Source organism: Paractinoplanes globisporus DSM 43857 (assembly GCF_000379645.1).
In the GTDB taxonomy this organism is placed as follows: Bacteria; Actinomycetota; Actinomycetes; order Mycobacteriales; family Micromonosporaceae; genus Actinoplanes; species Actinoplanes globisporus.
Genome location: NZ_KB903301.1, coordinates 177,892 through 192,505 on the forward strand (window position 1 = coordinate 177,892; position 14,614 = coordinate 192,505).

General features: G+C 70.2%; 15 protein-coding genes. 8 read left to right on the top strand and 7 right to left on the bottom strand.

Translation table 11 applies throughout. The annotated features are described in order from the left end of the window. Positions 1–2 precede the first annotated feature (2 nt). Positions 3–527 carry a GNAT family N-acetyltransferase gene (locus A3CQ_RS0116165; protein WP_020511982.1) on the bottom strand — a complete coding sequence of 175 codons (525 nt, stop codon included), beginning with the start codon at positions 525–527 and terminating at the stop codon, positions 3–5. 5 nt (positions 528–532) lie between these two features. Beyond that, positions 533–1,372 (bottom strand): NAD(+) synthase, encoded by an 840-nt coding sequence (gene nadE, locus A3CQ_RS0116170; protein ID WP_026205758.1) that lies wholly within the window; start codon positions 1,370–1,372, stop codon positions 533–535. A gap of 48 nt (positions 1,373–1,420) precedes the next feature. Between nadE and A3CQ_RS0116175 the strand changes: the two genes are divergently transcribed. The 3 genes from A3CQ_RS0116175 to A3CQ_RS0116185 all read left to right on the top strand — a co-directional run bounded on the left by A3CQ_RS0116175 (position 1,421) and on the right by A3CQ_RS0116185 (position 4,190). Beyond that, entirely contained in the window at positions 1,421–2,215 is a 795-nt protein-coding gene (locus tag A3CQ_RS0116175) for a hypothetical protein (RefSeq protein ID WP_157295940.1), read from the top strand. Positions 2,216–2,485: 270 nt separating this feature from the next. Continuing rightward, positions 2,486–3,364, top strand: coding sequence for a fumarylacetoacetate hydrolase family protein (locus A3CQ_RS0116180; RefSeq protein WP_020511985.1), 879 nt, complete (start codon positions 2,486–2,488; stop codon positions 3,362–3,364). A gap of 4 nt (positions 3,365–3,368) precedes the next feature. Continuing rightward, a complete protein-coding gene (locus A3CQ_RS0116185; RefSeq protein WP_020511986.1) occupies positions 3,369–4,190 on the top strand; it encodes a fumarylacetoacetate hydrolase family protein in 822 nt (273 codons plus the stop codon). On the opposite strand, the gene A3CQ_RS0116190 is transcribed toward A3CQ_RS0116185, so the two are convergent. The 4 genes from A3CQ_RS0116190 to A3CQ_RS0116205 are packed head-to-tail and all read right to left on the bottom strand — an operon-like array spanning position 4,187 to position 7,930. Then, a complete protein-coding gene (locus A3CQ_RS0116190) occupies positions 4,187–5,680 on the bottom strand; it encodes an acyl-CoA synthetase (protein ID WP_020511987.1) in 1,494 nt (497 codons plus the stop codon). The two genes, A3CQ_RS0116185 and A3CQ_RS0116190, sit on opposite strands and share 4 nt — an antisense overlap. A 3-nt stretch (positions 5,681–5,683) precedes the next feature. Beyond that, entirely contained in the window at positions 5,684–6,136 is a 453-nt protein-coding gene (locus A3CQ_RS0116195; protein ID WP_020511988.1) for a MaoC family dehydratase, read from the bottom strand. Continuing rightward, positions 6,133–7,020 (bottom strand): 4-hydroxyphenyl-beta-ketoacyl-CoA hydrolase, encoded by an 888-nt coding sequence (locus tag A3CQ_RS0116200; protein ID WP_020511989.1) that lies wholly within the window; start codon positions 7,018–7,020, stop codon positions 6,133–6,135. The genes A3CQ_RS0116195 and A3CQ_RS0116200 overlap by 4 nt, the downstream gene beginning before the upstream one ends. Position 7,021: 1 nt before the next feature. After that, positions 7,022–7,930, bottom strand: a complete 909-nt coding sequence (locus A3CQ_RS0116205; RefSeq protein WP_020511990.1) for an SDR family oxidoreductase — start codon at positions 7,928–7,930, stop codon at positions 7,022–7,024. A gap of 57 nt (positions 7,931–7,987) precedes the next feature. Here A3CQ_RS0116205 and A3CQ_RS0116210 point away from each other — a divergent pair, with 57 nt between their 5' ends. Genes A3CQ_RS0116210 through A3CQ_RS0116220 form a run of 3 tightly spaced genes read left to right on the top strand, consistent with a single transcriptional unit; the run spans position 7,988 to position 10,083 of the window. Next, complete coding sequence (locus tag A3CQ_RS0116210; RefSeq protein WP_020511991.1) at positions 7,988–8,785, top strand: PaaX family transcriptional regulator; 798 nt, start codon at positions 7,988–7,990, stop codon at positions 8,783–8,785. A gap of 30 nt (positions 8,786–8,815) precedes the next feature. Continuing rightward, the gene (locus A3CQ_RS0116215) at positions 8,816–9,319 is read left to right on the top strand and encodes a SigE family RNA polymerase sigma factor (RefSeq protein ID WP_040432493.1); all 504 of its coding nucleotides are present in this window, start codon (positions 8,816–8,818) and stop codon (positions 9,317–9,319) included. Continuing rightward, the gene (locus tag A3CQ_RS0116220) at positions 9,316–10,083 is read left to right on the top strand and encodes a hypothetical protein (protein ID WP_020511993.1); all 768 of its coding nucleotides are present in this window, start codon (positions 9,316–9,318) and stop codon (positions 10,081–10,083) included. The genes A3CQ_RS0116215 and A3CQ_RS0116220 overlap by 4 nt, the downstream gene beginning before the upstream one ends. Positions 10,084–10,100: 17 nt before the next feature. On the opposite strand, the gene A3CQ_RS0116225 is transcribed toward A3CQ_RS0116220, so the two are convergent. Next, complete coding sequence (locus A3CQ_RS0116225; protein ID WP_026205760.1) at positions 10,101–10,961, bottom strand: alpha/beta hydrolase; 861 nt, start codon at positions 10,959–10,961, stop codon at positions 10,101–10,103. Positions 10,962–11,040: 79 nt separating this feature from the next. On the opposite strand from A3CQ_RS0116225, the gene A3CQ_RS0116230 reads away from it, so the two are divergent. After that, complete coding sequence (locus A3CQ_RS0116230) at positions 11,041–11,466, top strand: MarR family winged helix-turn-helix transcriptional regulator (protein ID WP_020511995.1); 426 nt, start codon at positions 11,041–11,043, stop codon at positions 11,464–11,466. Between the two features lie 61 nt (positions 11,467–11,527). Further along, positions 11,528–14,611, top strand: a complete 3,084-nt coding sequence (locus A3CQ_RS0116235) for an NACHT domain-containing protein (RefSeq protein ID WP_020511996.1) — start codon at positions 11,528–11,530, stop codon at positions 14,609–14,611. Positions 14,612–14,614: the final 3 nt, after the last annotated feature.

Genomic DNA, 14,614 nt, shown 5'->3' on the forward strand with positions numbered 1-14,614 from the left:
CTCTATAGTGCCGGTGCCGGGTCGTCCCGCAGGCGGCTGTAGAGGTATCCGTCCCGCCACTGGCCGGCCCGGAACTCGCAGGCGCGGACGACGCCCTCCAGCTGGAAGCCGGCCTTCTCGAGCGCGCGCTGCTCGGCGAGGTTCTCGGGGTGGGTGGCAGCCTGGATGCGCTGGACGGGATTGTGCGCGAAGAGGTAGTCGCAGAGCATCGCCTGGGCACGCCAGCCGATGCCGCGGCCTCGCCACTCGGGCAGCAGGACGATGCCGATCTCGAAGTGGCGGCCGGCGACGCCGTACTGGCCGGCGATCCAGCTCACGAGGCCGGCCAACTCCTCGTCGGCCCAGACCATGAGGCGGCCGTCCTCGGCGCCCAGATAGCCGTCGGTTGCGAAGCGGCGGGCGTACGACTGGGCGTCGCGGAAGCCGGCCCAGTCCAGCCCGATCAGGCCGGGCTCGGTGGCGAACCGGCGGAACATCGCCAGATCGGGCTCGGTGACCGGGCGCAGCCGGATCGCGACGTCAGCCATGGAATCTAACGCCACCAGTCGTCGAGCGGGGTCACCGGGAGGGCGCGCTTGTGCCGGGTCGCCAGGAACACCGACTCGACCCGGGCCGCCAGCTCGGGGGTGACGTGGACGCCTTCCAGGTAGTCGTCGATCTCGCGGTAGGTCAGGCCCAGGGCGATCTCGTCGGGCAGGGCCGGGCGCTCGTCCTCGAGGTCGGCGGTCGGAATCTTCTCCCAGACGCTCGCGGGGGCGCCCAGCTCCCGCAGCAGCGCGGCGCCCTGGCGCTTGGTGAGCCCGGTCAGCGGGGTGATGTCGACGCCGCCGTCGCCGTACTTGGTGAAGAAGCCGGTGACCGCCTCGGCAGCGTGGTCGGTGCCGGCCACCAGCAGGTTCAGCTGGCCGGCGATCGAGTACTGGATGACCATGCGCTCGCGGGCCTTGATGTTCCCGCGGACGAAGTCGCGCAGCCGCGGCTCGCCGCCGAGCAGTTCCCGCAGTCCGTACGCGGCCTCGGCGGCCACGGCGTCGGCGCTGGGCTTGACGTTCACCGCGATCGACCGGTCGGGGCGGATGAACGCCAGCGCGGTCTGGGCGTCGTCCTCGTCGGCCTGGGTGCCGTACGGAAGACGAACCGCCACGAAGGTCGCCGAGTGCCCCTCGGCCCGCAGCTCCTCGACGGCGAGCTGGCACAGCCGGCCGGTCAGCGTACTGTCCTGCCCGCCGCTGACGCCCAGCACGTAACCCGCGGCCGGGGTGGCCCGCAGATAGTCCTTGAGGAAGTCGACGCGCCGCCGGATCTCGGCCGTGGGCTCGATCGCCGCCTTCACGCCGAGCTCGTCGAGAATCCGCTGCCGTAGATCAGCCATGCCCGCACTGTACCGGCCCATCTTGGCGGTGATCGCTACCCTGTGGCCGTGCACACGCTGAGCAACGTCGGCAAGATTCTGCTCACCGTGGCCGGCCTGGTGGCGGTGCTCGATTTCCTCGGAAAGCGGCTGAAAGGGTGGACGGACGCTGCCGAGAAGCGACATGAACTAGCGCGGGAGCGATCGGATCGGATCGCCGACGGCCGCCAATGGCAGAAGATGGTCACCCGGATCACCAAGGTCGTGGCCATCCACCCCGGACGACATCGCGTCGAGCTGGACGAGCGCGATCGCGACCATGTCACGACCGAGCAGGTCGAGCAGTTCGCGGACGAGGCCTGGGCGGAAGTACGGGGCTCGAACCGATTCAGCCGGGCCCAGCTGCACAATTACGGCTTCATGCGCGCCACTTTCGAGGGGATGACGTACGAATTCCTGCTCGGTCAGCTCGGCGAGGCTGAAAGCGCGTCACTTGCCTATGCGTACGGCGAATACAAGCAGCGCGAGGGCGGCTGGGCCCGGACAAGACTCGTCCTGACCGGGGTGGCGCTCATGGCCGCGGCCGTCCTCGGGGTGGGGCTTCACACGGGCGGACTCCCCGCGTGGGCCAGCATCCTCTTCGCGTTCCTGTGTGCGGGCTTGGTAGTGATCTCGGCGGAGGCACTGCTGCTGACGCCCCGGTTCGTGACCGGACTGCTGCTCTTCGACTCGGCGGTACGGCTGCGGCTGGCCCGGGCCGGCCGCTGGGCCACCCGCAACGGCGGCCGCCAGTTACGGCTGACCGCGCTGATCGTCTTCATCGCCGGGTCGCTCATGGACCTCATCGGCGGCTGGAACCCGTAGGCCCTCGTCGGCCGCGGAGGCCGCGATCGCCGCCTTCTCATGCCGATACCAGACGGCCGGCACCGCGCCCGCCAGAAACGCCTGCTCGAGGATCCGCTCGCGCCGCTCGGCGTCGGTCTCCCCACCGGAGTCGGCCCGCGACATGGCACCCACCTCTCGTCGTATGCAGATGTGTCTTCGATTCTCCCTCGGGGCGGGCGGCGGTGCTTGACAGCGCGACGCCCCCGGCGAGAGGATCTCAAATGAGAAAACGACTTTCGGAGAGTGAAAATGCGGCTGGTGACCTTCGATGATGGCCGGGTGGGGCGGATCGACGGGGAGACCGTGATCGAGCTCGAGGTCGCGTCGACGCGGGAGTTCTTCGAGCGGGGCGGCAGCGTCCCCGAGACCGGCGAGCGGCTTGCGCTGGAGAGCGTGACGTTGCGTGCGCCGATCGTGCCGAAGAAGTTCTTTCACACCGCGGGCAACTTCGCCGTCCATCACGAGGAGTTGCAGAAGGTCAACTGGTCACACCCGGTGCACAAGGGGATCGTGTTCTTCCAGAATGTGGACGCGATCATCGGCCCGGAGGACGCGATCGTCTACCCGGAGGGCCTGACCAAGGAGCTGGACTACGAGCTCGAGCTCGCGGTGATCATCGGCAAGTCCGGCAAGTGGTTCGGGCCCGAGGAGGCGGTCGACTACATCGCCGGCTACACGGTCTTCAACGACGTCACCGCGCGGGACATCCAGCGGCGCGAGATGCGGTCGGGCGTGTTCTCGTTCTCGAAGGGCATCGACACGTTCTGCCCGATCGGGCCGTGGATCGTCACCGCCGACGAGGTGCCCGACGCGCAGAAACTCGCGATGGAACTGCGGGTCAACGGCGAGGTGCGGCAGTCCGGCAACACCGACCAGATGGTGCTCTCCATCCCGCACCTGGTCGCGTTCCACTCGCCGCAGGGATACTCGGCCGGCGACATCATCACGACCGGCACGATCTCGGGCGTGGCCGCCGTGCAGCCGAACCCGTTCGACTTCTACCTGAGGCCGGGCGACGTGGTCGAGGCCGAGATCGCGGGCATCGGGACGCTGCGCAACCGCGTCGTGCCGTGGAGCGCCGCGCACGACACGCCTCCGTACAGCGGGTCGCTGTACAGCGAGGACTGAGACCGTGCGCTTCGGAACCATCGACGGGCGGCTGGCGCTCGTGCGGGACGGCCTGGCGCTGGATGTGGCCGCGCACAGCGACCTGCCGGCAGACCCGCTGGCCGCGCTGGCCCGCTTCGACGAGCTGGCCGCCTGGGCGGCAAGTCGCGATATTTCGGATTTCTCGGCGAAAGGCGTGCTCGGCCCGCCCGTGCCCAACCCCCGGCAGGTCTTCGCGGTCGCTCTCAACTACCGCCCGCACGCCGCCGAGGCCGGCTTCCAGCCCCCGGACGAGCCCCTGATCTTCACCAAGTTCCCGTCCTGCATCGCCGGCCCGATCACCGAGGTCACCCTGCCGCCCGGCAAGCCGGACTGGGAGATCGAGGTGGTCGCCGTGATCGGTCGTGGCGGCTTCCGGATCGGACGCGACCGGGCGTGGGCGGCCGTGGCCGGCCTGACCGTCGGACAGGACCTCTCCGAGCGCGGAGTCCAGCTCCGCGGCGCCCCCGCCCAGTTCAGCCTGGGCAAGTCGTTCCCCGGCTTCGGCCCGATCGGCCCGGTCGCCGTGACCCCCGACGAGTTCCCCGACCGCGACGACATCGGCTTCGAGTGCCACCTCGGCGACGAGCTGGTGCAGCATGGTCGTACCAATCAGATGATTTTCCCGATCGACGACCTGGTCGCCCGCATCTCGGCCGTCTGCCCCCTCCTGCCGGGCGACCTGATCTTCACCGGCACGCCGGCCGGCGTGGGCAACCGACGCAACCCACCCCGGTACTTGCAACCGGGCGAGACGCTGGTCAGCCGCGTGGAGGGGATCGGCGAGATCCGCCAGACGTTCCGTTAGGGCAGCGGCAGCTCGCGCAGCGGCGCCTTGCGCACCTTGTTCGATCCGGTCCGAGGCAGCGCCTCCATGATGTCCAGATATTTCGGGATCTTGTAGCGCCCGAGCCGACCCGTCAGGAAGCCGGACAAGTCGGTTAAGTCCAACGAGGCGCCGGGCGCGAGCACCACGAACGCCCGCCCCACCTCGCCCCATCGAGCGTCGGGAACCCCCACGACGGCGGCCTCCAGCACCGCCGGATGCTCGAAGATCGCGGCCTCCACCTCGGCGGGATAGACGTTTTCGCCGCCGGAGACGTACATGTCCTTGAGCCGGTCCACGATGAAGTAGTGCCCGCCGGCGTCGACCACCGCGATGTCGCCGGTGCGCATCCAGCCGTCCGGCGTGAAGGCGGCCGCGGTCGCGTCATGGTCATGCCAATAGCCGGGCGAAACATTAGGCCCACGGACCTGCACCTCGCCGGGTGTGCCCACCCCGACCGGCGTGAGGTCCGGCCCCACGCACCGCACGTCCGCGAACATCACCGGCACCCCGGCCGAGCCGACGTGCGCCGCGCTCTCCGGCGCCTCGAGGAACGTCGCCCCCGGCGCCGTTTCGGTCATTCCATAGCCCTGGCAGAAGGTCAGACCACGCTCCTGGTAGGACCTGATCAGGGCGCTCGGCACCGCCGCGCCGCCCACCATCATGTTGCGCACCGAGCTCAGATCCGCCCCGGCGAAACGCGGCGACTGCGCCAGCCCCGCGAACATCGTGGTCACCCCGAACATCCAGGTCACCCGGTGCCGCGCGATCAGGTCGAAGCAGGCGTCCACGTCCCACGACGGCATGATCACCGAGCAGCCGCCCTTGAGGAACGTCGGCAGCAGGCACTGGTTGAGCGCCGCCACGTGGAAGAGCGGCGCGCTGGTCAGCGTCACCGTGTCGCCCGCCACGTCGACACACACCAGCACGTTGTAGCTGTTCCAGATCACGTTGCCGTGCGTGAGCACCGCGCCCTTCGGCCGCCCGGTCGTCCCCGACGTGTACAGAATGCAGGCGGGATCGTCGAGGGTCACCGCCACGTCGCCCGCCGCCGGCTCATCGGCGCTCAAGACCATTTGCTCGTACGACGACAAGGGCACCCGTGGAATGGGAGTGACGGACGAGGAGACGGTCGCCTCGCACTCCGGTCCGTAGATGAGCAGCCGAGCCCCGCTGTCCGCGAGCTGGTAATCGATCTCCGGCGCGGTCAGCCGGAAGTTCAACGGCACGAACACCCCGCCGATCGCGTACGTGGCGAACATCGTCTCGACGAAGGCGGGATGGTTCGGGCCGAGGTAGGCGACCCGGTCCCCCGCCACCACGCCGGCCTCGCGAAGACCGGCGGCGAGCCGGGAGACCCGATCGTGCAGTTGGGCGTACGTCGTCGACCGGTCCTCGTAGATCAGCGCGACCCGGTCCGGGGAGATCAGCGCCCGCCGCGCGGGCCACGAGCCCAGCCCTTCGTTGCGCATGGCTCAGACGTATTGCCGGTAGACCGTGCGGGCCACGCAGGCCGGCTTGGCCACGCCGTCGATCTCGACGGTGAAGTCGTAGACGCTCTGGGTGCCGCCGGAGACGTCCTCGACCGAGACGAGCTTGGCGTTGAGCCGGATCTTCGAGCCGACCGGCACCGGGTGCGGGAAGCGCACCTTCTCGAGGCCGTAGTTCACGCCCATCCGGATGCCCTCGATCGTCAGGATCTCCCCGAACAGCGGGATGACCAGCGACAGCGTGAGGTAGCCGTGCGCGATCGGCCCGCCGAACGGTCCGGCCTTGGCCCGCTCGACGTCGACGTGGATCCACTGGTGGTCGCCGGTGGCGTCGGCGAACGTGTTGACCCGCTCCTGAGTGACCTCCAGCCAGGAGCTGTGGCCGAGATCCTGGCCGACGAGCGTCTTGAGCTCCTCGAGTCCGTTCACAGTGATCATGCGGGGGTCTCCTTGTCGACGGTGAGGCCCAGCAGGCGGGCGGCGTTGTCCTTGAGAATCTTCGGGCGTACGTCGGGCTTGATGTCGAGCTTCTCGAAGTCGGCGAGCCAGCGGTCCGGGGTGAGCACCGGATAGTCCGAGCCGAACAACACCTTGTCCCGCAGCAGCGTATTGGCGTAGCGGACGAGCAACGGCGGGAAGTACTTGGGCGACCAGCCCGACAGGTCGATGTAGACGTACGGCTTGTGGGTGGCGACCGCGAGCGCCTCGTCCTGCCACGGGAACGACGGATGGGCCAGGATGATCCGCAGGTCCGGGAAGTCCACGGCCACGTCGTCGACCAGCATCGGGTTCGAGTACCGCAGCCGGATCCCGCCGCCGCCCGGCACGCCCGCCCCGATCCCGGTCTGTCCGGTGTGGAACAGCGCCGGGACGCCGAGCTCCTCGATCGCCTCGTAGAGCGGGTACGCCATCCGGTCGTCCGGCGAGAAGCCCTGCAGGCTCGGGTGGAACTTGAAACCGCGCACACCGTGCTCGCGCACCAGCCGGCGGGCCTCGATCGCGGCGGCCCGGCCGCGGTGCGGGTCGATGCTCGCGAACGGGATCAGCACGTCGGGATGGGCCGCGCAGCTCGCCGCGACCTCCTCGTTCGGGATCGGGGCGTGCCCGGTCGCGTGCTCGGCGTCGACCGTGAAGACAACGGCCGCCATCCGCCGTTCCCGGTAGTACGCCGCCATCTCGTCGACGGTCGGCTGCCGGTGGCCGTGCGCCTTGAAGTACGCCTCGGAGGCCGCGAGCAGCTGCGAGCTCAGCGAGGTGTGCCCGCCCCGTCCGACCTCGGCGTGTGTGTGCACGTCGATGGCGACGATCGCCCCGAGATCCATGTCAGGCCGCCGGAGGTTTCGGCGCCGGAATCCCGTACCCCTCAAGCTCTTGTCCGATGCCCGACGCCCAGCCGGCGGCGATGGCACTCGCGCTCCACCCGCCGTCGCGGAAAGCGACGGTCTTCTCCTGGGGGTGGGCCCAGAGCGCGAGCCGGTCCCCGCCGACGCCGATCGCCTGGCCGGTGATGTCACGGGCGGCGTCGGAGGCGAGAAAGACGACCAGTCCGGTCACGTCGTCGACGCTACCGAGCCCCTCGTCGCGGCGCACCCACGCGGGCAGCGGCTCGCCAGTGCGCTCGGACTCCTCGATCAGCGGCGCGAAGGCGGGGATCGTGCGGGTCATCGCGGTGGCGGCGACCGGGACGACCGCGTTGACCGTGATCTCGGCGCGGGCCAGCTCCATCGCCCAGGTGCGGGCCATCGCGGCGATGCCGGCCTTGGCCGCGGCGTAGTTGGTCTGCCCGAAGTTGCCCCGCTGCCCGGCCGGCGAGGAGATCAGGATGATGCGGCCGCCCTCGCCCTGCTCGCGCATCCGGATCGCGGCGGCCCGGGCGCAGGTGAAGGTGCCCCGCAGGTGCACCCGGACGACCTCGTCGAAGTCGTCGTCGGTCATCTTCCACAGCACCCGGTCGCGCAGGATGCCCGCGTTGGTGACCAGGACGTCGAGCCGCCCGAACGCGTCGACCGCGGCCCGCACCAGGCTGTCCGCGCTCTCGGCGTCGCCGACCGCGGCCGTCACGCCCACCGAGTTCTTCACCTCGGCGACCGCGGCGTCCACGGTCGCCCGGTCGACGTCATTGACCACGACCGATGCGCCTGCGGCGGCCAGGGCCTTGGCGTACGCGAGACCGAGTCCACGACCGCTGCCGGTGACGATCGCGACCTTGCCGGCGAGAGTGATGTCGTCCACGTCTCCGAAATTAGGCGCATCCTTCACGGCCGTCAAGAATGTGCCTAACATCAGCTCATGCAGCCGCAGGACCTGATGTTGATGCTGTTCGGCACGTACGCCCTCGACCGGGACGTCTCGCTCGGCGCCGGCGGCATCATCGAGGCGCTCGCCCGGGCCGGCGTCTCCACGCACGCCACCCGCTCCACGCTCAGCCGCATGGTCGGGCGCGACCTGCTGCACCGGCGTCCGGCCGGCCGGAAGATGTACTTCGCTCTCACCGGCCGGTCGGCGGCCATCCTGCGCGACGGCCGCGCCCGCATCTGGCACGACGGCGCGGTCAACGACCGCTGGGACGGCACGTGGACGCTGCTGAGCTTCTCCCTGCCCGAGTCGATGCAGCGGGAACGGCACGACCTGCGCTCCCGCCTGGCGTGGTCGGGCTTCGGCCCGGTGCAGGGCGGCCTGTGGATCGCGCCCGGCCGGGTCGACGCGGCCGGGATCGTGTCGTCGCTGGGCTTGGTGGCGCACGGCCTGGTCTTCCATGCGCGAGCGGACGCCACGACAAATATCTCGTCATTGATTGGCGATACCTATGACCTGGCCGAATTGTCAGACCGTTACCACCAGTTCGTCGCGCGCTGGGAAACGGCTTCCCCGGCCGGAGATCCACTCGGTGAACGGCTGCGGCTGATGGCGGAATGGCTGGACGCGATCCGGCGCGACCCCCGGCTGCCGGTGGAGCACCTGCCCGCCGACTGGCCGGCCGCGCGGGCGCAGAAGGTGTTCCGGTCACTCGAAGAGGCGTATCGGGCACCCGCCCAGAAGGTCGCCGATGGTCTGCTCGACGTGCTTCCGTTATCGTCTTCAGGCTGATCAGTCGGGCTTTCGTGGAGGGCGGTGCCGGTGCGCGACCAGGCCTTCCACGCCTTCTTCGAACGCCACCACGCCGCCCTGTCCGGCCTGGCCTTCCTGCTCACGGCCGACAAGACGGCCGCCGACGACCTGGCCGCCGACGCGCTGACCGAGGTCTGGAAGCACTGGGACCGGGTCTCGGCGGCCGGCGATCCCGCCGCGTACGCCAAGGGAATCGTCGCCAATCTCGCCCGCAACTGGCTCCGGCGTCAGGGCCGGGCCCGGCGCGGCCTGGCCCTGCTCGGCCTGGGCGGCGACCGCGCGCCCGGCCCGGACGTGCCGGCCGTGCTCGACGTGCGCACCGCCCTCAAGCGCCTGCCGTACCGGCGGCGCGCCTGCGTGGTGCTGCGCTACGCGTTCGACCTGCCCGAACGCGAGGTGGCCGACATCCTCGGTATCTCGGTCGGCGCCGTGAAGAGTCAGACCTCCCGCGGCGCCAAACAACTGGCCGATCTGCTGCGCGACCTGAAGTTCGACCCGGAGGTGGCCCGATGACCGACGACGACCTCCTGCGCGACTCGCTGCACTCGGCGCTCGACGAGCACACCCCCGACCGCACCGCGATGCTCAACCGCATAGCCGCGAACCGCGCCGCTGGGATCCGCCCCCGGGGCCGCTTCCTGCGCCTGGCCGGCTCGGGACTCGCGGTGCTGACGGTTCTGGGCCTGGGCGGCGTCGCGAAGTGGGCCCTGGCCGATCAGTCCCCCTCGACGCCGGCCGCTCCTCCCCCGGCCACGGCGTCCGCGACGCCCTCGCCCAGCACCGTGGCCACCGCGACCGCACCCACGTCCCGCTCGGTGACCAGCCACCCCCGCACCGAGGCTCCGCCGGCCACCACAGCCCCGACCCCGTCGGCCGGTCTCGTCCGCGGCCACCCCGGCGACACCCAGGTCGACAAGGGCAGCCTCTCGTCGACGAGCGCCGTCTCGGCAGCCGGTTCGACGGTGACCCTCAAGGCCGCCGCCGACCTGACCGAACTGGACCTGACCATCCGCATGCCCGATACGCCGGGCCTGGCCCCGGACGGCTTCGACTCCCCGGCGGACACCGTGACCGCCACCGTCACGAAGCAATCCGACGCGCTGCTGTATCACTTCGTCCTGCGCGCGGGCTCCACCTTGACCGCCGGCACCTACACCTTCACCGCGAAGTACACCGGCGGCGCCCGGAACACGGCCGGGGACACGTACGAGGCCTACGCGTTCTCGGTCGAGCGCAAGCGCATCCACATCTACGGAAACTTCCTTCCCAAGGAGTGACCCGTGCCGCGCAACCTTCAGCGGGGCCGGGTGAGGAAGGCCGCCGCGCGGTCCAGGGCTTCGTCGGCGTCGTCGAGCCGCCCGTAGTTGTTCTGGTAGACGTGCGGCAGCCCCTGGGCGACCTCCAGCGTCACGTCGACGCCGTCGGAAGCGGCCCGGGCCGCCAGCCGGACGGCGTCGTCGAGCAGGACCTCGTCGTTGCCCACCTGGACGAGCAGCGGGGCGAGGCCGGTCAGATCGGCGAAGAGCGGGCTCGCCTCCTTCTCGTTGCCGGGGGCGTACTTGGCGGCGTACCAGCGAAGGGTGTCGATGGTGAAAAGAGGGTCGATGCCGTCGCGGGTGCGCATACTCTCGCCGCTGAGGGTCAGGTCGGCCCACGGCGAGAAAATCGCGGCGGCGGACGGCTGCGGTAGCCCCTCCTGCCGCGCGGCCACGAGGAGCTCCACCGCGAGTCCGCCGCCCGCCGAATCGCCCGCCACGCTGATCTCGCCGGAAACGCTGCGCAGCTCCCGGTAGGCGGCGAGCGCGTCCTCGAGCGCCGCCGGATGCGGGTGCTCGGGCGCGAGGCGGTAGTCCAGCGAGTACGCCGTGCCGCCGGTGCGGACCGCGAGCGCGCCGGCCAGTCCCGCTCCCGTGCGGCCCGAGCCGACGACGAACCCGCCGCCGTGCAGGTAGAGCAGCGTGGGCCCGTCGCCCGCCCGCGTCCTTGTCGCCGGGCGCCCGCCCAGCGTCACCTCGTCGGACACCAGCCGCGGATCCTTCGGCCGAGAGTCCGCGTACGCCTCGAAGCCGGCGCGCTCCTGCTCCACGGTGCCCCGCTCGCGGGGGAAGTTGGCCAGTGCCGCCCGGATAGTCGCGCGTTGTGCTTGCCGGTCCATGTCCGCCTCCGTCACGATAGATTCATTCCTGCTAACTAGCTTCCTTGGAAGCTAATTCCTGCGATCGGAACTTCGCCACGTGACGGACCTCACCGCCCTCTTCATCGACCTGATCCGCGCCGAGACCCACGTCTTCAACCGCATCGACGCCCGCATGCGCGCCGCCCACGACCTGACGCTCGGCCAGTTCGAGTTCCTGCGCATCCTGGCCGGCCGGGCGAGCTGCCGGGTCTACGACATCGCCCACGAGGTCGACATCACGGTCGGCGCGACCAGCAAGGCCGTCGATCGGCTGGAGGCGCGCGGCTGGTGCCGCCGCGACGCCAACCCGGACGACCGCCGCTCCTCCCTGATCGTCCTGACCGACGCCGGGCGGGAGGCGCTGGCCGCGGCCAGACCGACCTTCGACGCCGCGATGGCCGCGCAGGTGGCGGGCCTTCCGGAAGCGCTCGTCGAGACACTCACCGAGGGCCTCGCGGAGTGGCGCCGGCGCTTGGAGGCGTAGCCGGAAAGATTCGGCACTTAGGGCGATATACCTATCAAGATCCACAATGGATGATGGCCCGATGGCGGACAAGGGGCTGGCGTCACTGGTTCCGTACGGGTTCGGCGGCCTCCTGCTCCTGGCGATCGTCCTCTGGGCGCTCAAGCAGTTCCTCGGGCGCGTCCTGCAGGAGATGGGGACGCGATTCTCGGGCCTGTTCGTGCGGCAGATCTCGGCCAGCCGCATCCTCAACGCCCGCGCGCTGCGGGCCTACCGCCTGGCCGTGCGGGCCAACTTCGCCCGGCACCGGCTCGGCTTCGTCAACGAGCAGGTCGACGACGGCAGCAACGTCGACATCCTCAAGGTGTACGTCCCGCTGCAGTACGAGACGAGCGGCGAGCGGCGCGACGTCTACGACTGGCTCCGGCGCCAGCGCCGCGTGATCGTGCTGGGCCCGCCCGGCGCCGGCAAGTCGATGCTGCTCAAACACTCGATGCTCATCTGGGCGATGGACACCGGCGTCTCCGCGATGCGGCTGCCGGTCATGGTCGACCTGCACCGGTGCAACGGCAACGACGCCTCGATCGCCCGGCTGATCGAGGCCGAGCTGATCCGCAACGACGTCCGCAAGGGCCCGGCCTTCGTGGAGTCGGCCCTGCGCGACGGCGAGCTCGCCGTGCTGCTCGACGGCCTCGACGAGGTCGGCAAGGACGACCAGGACCGCGTGGCGCGGATGATCGCCGACTTCGCCCGCGAGTACGCCCGCTGCCAGATCGTCGTCACCTGCCGCACCGCCGCCTACTTCGGCCAGCTGGAGCCCGAGTTCACCGACCGGGTGAAGGTGGCCGACTTCGACGACGCGAACATCCGCCGCTTCCTCGCCAACTGGCCGGGCATGTCCGCGACCGACGGCGAGAAGCTCTTCTTCGACCTGCAGCACAACCAGCAGCTCATGCGCCTGGCCGCCAGCCCGTTGCTGCTCACGATGATCGCGTACCTCTACACCGAGGTCCTCACCAAGAGCGGCCGCACCCTGCCGAGCTCACGGGCCGCGTTCTACGAGCTGGCCGTTGACCACCTCCTGCGCCGCGACCTCCACCTCTTGAGACACAAGACCCTTTCCGTGTACGACTGGCAGGACAAGCTGGCCGTGCTCCAGAAGGTGGCGCTCGCGCTCCAGGAGGCGCCCGCGGACCGGCCCGACCGGCGCTCGATCGACAAGGACGACCTGATCGCCGTCACCAACGCGATGCTGCCCGATCTGAACCTCGGCCCCGAGCACGGCCGGCTGCTCATCGAGGAGATCGACCAGCGCAGCCAGCTGCTGGTGAAGCTGGACCGGCGCAGCTCGCGGTACGCGTTCCCGCACCTGACGCTGCAGGAGTACCTGGCGGCGGTGGAGCTGGCGGCGCGCCCGGAAGCGCTGCTCGACCGCTATTTCGCCGACCCGACCGGCTGGCGCGAGACGGTGAAGCTCTGGTGCGGCGCGTCGAGCCGCGAGTGCACCCAAGTCGTCCAGGAGATATTCACCAAAGGCGATTACCGCGACAGTGTCCTGGCTCTCGAGTGCGTGGCCGAGGCCAAGCGGATCGACAACGAACTCGCCCTCAGCGTGATCGACTACTTCCTGTCGCGACTCGGTTCACCACACCTCGATCAGGCGGCGGTGATCAACGCGTTGAGTGCCGTGGCCTCCGACTCACGGCCCCGCGGCCAGTTCGTCTTCAATCAGCTCGTCCGATCCGCGTCGATGTTCCTACCCGAACGCCGGGTGGCCATCGCCGCACTCGCCAAGACACGGCTGCCGCAGGCCGTCGAGGTCCTCGCCGAGCGGGCCGCCACCGGCGACGAGGACGCTCGCACGTCGCTTCGCTCGATGGGCGAGCAGGCGATCCCCGCCCTGTGCACGCAGATCGGGCGCGCGCACGTCGACCCCCTGTCCTCGTACGTCGACATGGCCCTCCAGCTCAACCGGCGGGCGTTGCAGGCGGTGGACGACCTGGCGATCATCGGGACGCCGGCCGCCGCCGAGGCGCTGGCCGAGCTCATCTGGTCCGACGACGCCATCGCGGTGCGGGCCGCGTGGCGCCTCGCCGAGCTCCTGCGGCAGGGCGACATCGAGGCGCACCTGCGGCTGAACAGCCTCGTCGGCCGGGGCGAGACCCTCGACTGGGTGTCGGCCCCGTTCCGCGGGCCGGACTCCGGATCGCTGCCGTCGGTCATCGGGCGCATCGCCCTGCACCTCGACCGCAACGGCGCGGGCGGCATGCCCGACGACATCTCGTACGTCGACGCCCGGCTGGCGATCCCGCTGGGCCTGGTCGAGGCGGTGCGGGAGAGACACGTCCATCTCGAGGTACCGCCGCCGCAGATGACCTTCATGATCTGGCAGATGTCGAACGTCACGTCTTCCAGCTGGTCGGATGTCGAGCGGGTGGTGGAGACCCTGCCGGAGCCGCCCGCCCGCGAGATCTGCGACACCGTCCTGGCCGCGCACGGCGTGGGCGAGTTCCGCCGCCGTCTGGTGGCCATGCTGGACGATCCGATCTACCGGGCGGCGACCGGCCGCGTGTTCTGCCGCAGCGATCCCGCCGCGTCGCACCAGCACTGGTCGACGGTCAACACCAACCCGAAGCAGCCGCACCTTCTCCTGGCGCTGTCGCTTCTCCTTCTCGCGCCTCTGGCCGTCGGCGTCGTGGGCGTCGGCCTCGTGCGACTCCTCGGATCGGTCTTCGATTACTGGCCGTGGGGCCCGCGCTGGTTCGGCTTGACCGTCGTGGCGGTCATTCTGCTGGGAATTCTGGTCACGGGCCTGCTGACAATTCCCGAAGCTCTCGGCCTTCGCTCGGCCGCGACCGATCGTCTCAACAAAGCGCTCCTGGACGCTGATGCCTTCGCCCTGTTCATCGGCGTGTGGTTCCTGGTGTCGGTCGCCGGAGTGTCCGTCCTGGGGGTCGTCAGTCTCGCCGAGTGGTTCGGCTGGCTCTCGGCTCTGGCCGGCCTCGCCGTGTTGTCCGCGGTGGACGTGGTGTTCTTCATGGCGTGGCGGCGGCGGGTGGCCGCGGTCGCCAACCCCCTGCGGCCGATCCGGGATCTGGCCGCGCTCAACCTCGGGAGCCGGATGTCGATCATCGGTAGCGAGCCGGCGGCGGCCGCGAAAGGATAGCCG